The organism is Gammaproteobacteria bacterium (assembly GCA_013214945.1).
In the GTDB taxonomy this organism is placed as follows: Bacteria; Pseudomonadota; Gammaproteobacteria; order Enterobacterales; family Psychrobiaceae; genus Psychrobium.
Window position 1 is genome coordinate 1 of the sequence record JABSRT010000059.1, and the last position, 2006, is coordinate 2006.

A 2006-nucleotide genomic window follows, 5' to 3' on the forward strand; every position below is an offset into this window, starting at 1 on the left:
ACTTTTAATGAATTTTTACAACAAGTTAAGCAAACGACGTTAGACGCGCAAGACAACCAAGACTTACCGTTTGAGCAATTAGTTGAAGCGTTACAAGTTGAGCGTAGCTTAAGTCACTCGCCGTTATTCCAAGCCATGTTTAACTACCTGAGTGAGAAAGGCTCAAATAAAGAATCCCAATTGGCCAGTGTAGAAGGCTTAGAAGTAGAAGGCGTAAGCTGGGACAGCCATACGGCGAAATTTGATTTAACGCTGGATATTAATGAATATGAAGGCGGTATTTCTGCATCATTTAACTATGCAACGGACTTATTTGAGCCATCCACGATTGAGCGATTAGCCAAACATTGGCAACAGCTTTTACAGGGGATTGTAGCCAAACCAAGTGAGCGCATTGCCGAGTTGCCTTTACTTGACCAAGCAGAACAGCTGCATATCATTCAAGATCGAAACCCTGCTTATCCAGATGTAGCAGCTAAATTAAGTATTCAGCAGCGTTTTGAAGCACAAGTGCTAGCTCAGCCAGAAAAAACAGCCCTCGTTTTTGAAGATCAAAAGCTTAGCTATGATGAATTAAACCGTCGGGTTAATTGCCTTGCACATAAGCTAATAGCACAAAATGTTGGCCCTGATGTTTTAGTGGGTATTGCGGTTAAACGCTCAGTGTCAATGATAGTCGCGGTACTGGCCGTATTAAAAACGGGTGGAGCTTATGTACCATTAGATCCATCGTACCCAGAAGACAGATTATCTTACATGGCCGACAATAGCGGTATAAACGTCTTGTTAACGCAGCGCGAGTTAAATGAACAGCTAACGCTATCGACTGATGTTAAACGGCTATTTATAGATGATGTTAGCGATGTTGAATACGAAGACTGTAACCCTAAATACCGAGCACACTCAAAGAATTTAGCTTATTTAATTTATACGTCAGGTACTACCGGGCGGCCTAAAGGGGTTGGCATAGATCACGGCTCGTTCGCACGTCATGTCGAAGTCTACAGTGAAAGATTAAGCTTAAATAAAGATGATTGCATACTGCAATATGCAACGCTAAATTTTGATACTTTTGCCGAACAACTTTTCCCAACTTTATGTTGCGGTGCAACGGTGGTATTAAGAGGGGAAGAGATTTGGGATAACAATACCTTTTACAATAATCTACTTCGCTACGGTATTAGTGTTGCTAATTTAACACCGTCGATGTGGTATCAATTATTTAAAGACTTCGCTGCGCAAGGGCTAACTGACTTTGGTCGTTTACGTCGGATGATTGTTGGTGGTGAAGCAATGCCACTTGATGGCTTGGCCTTGTGGCAACAACTTGGTTTAGCTGAAGCTCAATTGTGGAATTTCTATGGCCCTACCGAAGCTACCGCGGCAAGCACAAGTTTTTGTTGTAACCGTTATTTTAATGACAATGAAGTTATTCCGCCAACCATTCCTATTGGTGAAACATTAGCAGGACGTTATAGCTATATAGTTGATAACAATCTTAATCTTGTGCCTTCAGGTGCAGTCGGTGAGCTTGTTATTGGTGGTGAGTTATTGGCTCGTGGTTATCATCAACGCCAAGGCTTAACAGCCGAACGCTTTATCGCCGACCCATTCAATAAATCAGGCGGTCGCTTATACCGCACTGGCGATTTAGCACGCTACCAAAGCGATGGCACCATCGAGTATGTTGGTCGTATTGACCATCAAGTTAAAATCCGTGGTTTCCGTATTGAGCTGGGCGAAATTGAATCACAGCTGCAAGGCAATGACGCTATCCGCGATGCAGTAGTATTAGCCCAAGAAGGCAATGCAGGTCAGCAGTTAGTCGCTTATATTATTCCCAATGATAGTGGATTGATTGAAACCGATAATGAGACACAAAACAGCTTTAGAGCCGATATTAAAAACCAACTACAACAAGCGTTGCCTGAATACATGGTACCGGCGCATATGTTGTTGCTTGAGCAATTCCCGTTAACGCCTAATGGTAAACTTGATAGAAAAGC

1 protein-coding gene is annotated in these 2006 nt (G+C 42.6%); it reads left to right on the plus strand.

Going from position 1 to position 2006, the window contains the following annotated elements:
* A partial coding sequence (locus tag HRU23_20380; protein ID NRA56496.1) for an amino acid adenylation domain-containing protein occupies positions 1–2006 on the plus strand: 2006 nt, incomplete at both ends.